This window comes from Actinosynnema sp. NPDC023658, assembly GCF_040639995.1.
GTDB lineage: Bacteria > Actinomycetota > Actinomycetes > Mycobacteriales > Pseudonocardiaceae > Actinosynnema.
The window spans coordinates 1-1,842 of the sequence record NZ_JBFAAX010001053.1; the positions used below are offsets into that span (position 1 = coordinate 1).

Here is a 1,842-nt window from a genome sequence, read left to right on the forward strand (position 1 = left end):
CTTCGCGGTCGGTCCCACTGCGTTCGATCCCATCGGGCGTTCCTCTCGCCTACCTGCTCCGGTAGTGCGCGGCCCGGCGGCGGAACTCCGCCCGGGAGGACGGCACGTCCAGCGCGACCCGCTCCAGCACGTCGACCTGCCACCGCCCGGCGGACAGGGCCGGTGACACGTGACCGGCGTCGAACGGCACCAGGCGGACCGGCACGTCGGCCCGGTCCGCGAGCGCGTCCAGCTGCTCGGCCATGATCGCGTCGTCCCCGACCCGCACGTGCAGCACGGCCTCGTGCAGGAAGAACCGCGTGGCGTGCGGGACGCGGTCGGCCGCCGTGTCGTCGCCGAGCGCCAGCGCGTACGCGGGTGTGCGCAGCGGCTCCGGGACGCACAACGCCTCGAAGACCGCGGCGTCGCACGCGGTCGGGCCCTCGACGACCTCGCCGGGACGACGGCCGACGAGCCTGATCAGGTCGATCAGGTCCGGGCCGTGCCGACTGCGGTCCACGGTGGACGGTCGGTTCGACCAGCCCAATCCCGGCACCAACCTCAACGGCGGCCGAATGTCCTCACCTGCGGTCACGGTGCGCCACCGTAGTGGCGTTGACCAGGGGTTTCGAGTCGAGACCAGCAAGTCCACCCCAAAGTGGACAGGGCAAGCCGTACGTACTGATTGGATTTCGCCAGGCGGCCCTGGCAACATCGACAGGTGCCCAGGGTGAGCCAGGACCACCTCGATGCCCGTCGCCGCCAGATCCTCGACGGCGCCCGTGCGTGTTTCGCGCGTTACGGCTATGAAGGCGCGACCGTGCGCCGCTTGGAAGAGGCTACCGGTCTGTCCAGGGGTGCGATCTTCCACCACTTCCGGGACAAGGAGTCGTTGTTCCTGGCCCTGGCCGAGGACGACGCGCTGCGGATGGCGGAGGTCGTCGCCCAGCAGGGCCTGGTGCAGGTGATGCGCGACCTGCTGTACCCGCCCGACCCGAACGACGTCGAGCACCCGGCGGACTGGCTCGGCACGCGGCTGGAGGTCTCGCGCCGGCTGCGCACCGACCCGGAGTTCCGGGCCAGGTGGGCGGAGCGGTCGCGGCAGCTGACCGACGCGACCCGGCAGCGGTTGGAGCGCCAGCGCGAAGCCGGGAACCTGCGCGACGACGTGGACGTGGACGTGCTCACGTCGTTCCTGGAGCTGGTGCTGGAGGGCCTGGTGTCGCACCTGGCCATGGGCCTGCCCGCGGACGACCTCGAACCCGTGCTCGACCTGGTCGAGGAGAGCGTGCGCCGGCACCGCCGCACGAGCTGATGGGCCGGTACCTGTGGGCGGCGGGCCTCGCCCGGCTCGCGAACGAGGCGGTCGCGGTGGCCATGGTGCTGCTGGCGCTGTCCCGGACCGGCTCGACCGTGCTGTCCGGGGTGGTGATCGCGGCGAACACCGTGCCGTCGATCCTGTCCGGACCGCTGCTGGGCGCGTGGCTCGACCGCGCCCGCCGGCCGGTGGCGGCGTTGGCGGTCAACCAGTTCGTGCTGTGCGCGATGGCGGTGGCCATGGTGTTCGCGTCGGCGCCGTGGCTCGTCGCGGCGGCGTTCGTCGCGGGCATCACGCTGCCGATGACCAGCGGCGGGTTCACCAGCCTGGTGCCGCGCCTGGCCACCGACCTGCCCCGGTCCACGTCGCACGACGCGCTGCTGTTCAACGCGGCGGCCATCGGCGGCCCCGCGCTGGCGGGTGTGCTGAGCACGGCCGCGTCGCCCGCCGTGGCGGTGGCCGCGGTCGCCGTGCTGTCGCTGGCGGGCGGGTTGGCCACCACGACGTTGCGCGTGCCGCCGCACCCGCCCGGCGAGCACCCGTCG

At 73.0% G+C, this 1,842-nt stretch carries 3 protein-coding genes; 2 read left to right on the forward strand and 1 reads right to left on the reverse strand.

What is annotated here, in order from left to right; genetic code table 11:
• Positions 1–49: 49 nt before the first annotated feature.
• Complete coding sequence (locus tag AB0G02_RS37950; RefSeq protein WP_360804668.1) at positions 50–574, reverse strand: Scr1 family TA system antitoxin-like transcriptional regulator; 525 nt, start codon at positions 572–574, stop codon at positions 50–52.
• Positions 575–700: 126 nt separating this feature from the next.
• On the opposite strand from AB0G02_RS37950, the gene AB0G02_RS37955 reads away from it, so the two are divergent.
• Both AB0G02_RS37955 and AB0G02_RS37960 read left to right on the forward strand, forming a co-directional pair.
• Complete coding sequence (locus tag AB0G02_RS37955; RefSeq protein ID WP_360804671.1) at positions 701–1,294, forward strand: helix-turn-helix domain-containing protein; 594 nt, start codon at positions 701–703, stop codon at positions 1,292–1,294.
• A partial coding sequence (locus AB0G02_RS37960) for an MFS transporter (protein WP_360804674.1) occupies positions 1,294–1,842 on the forward strand: 549 nt, incomplete at its 3' end. The genes AB0G02_RS37955 and AB0G02_RS37960, both read left to right, overlap by 1 nt.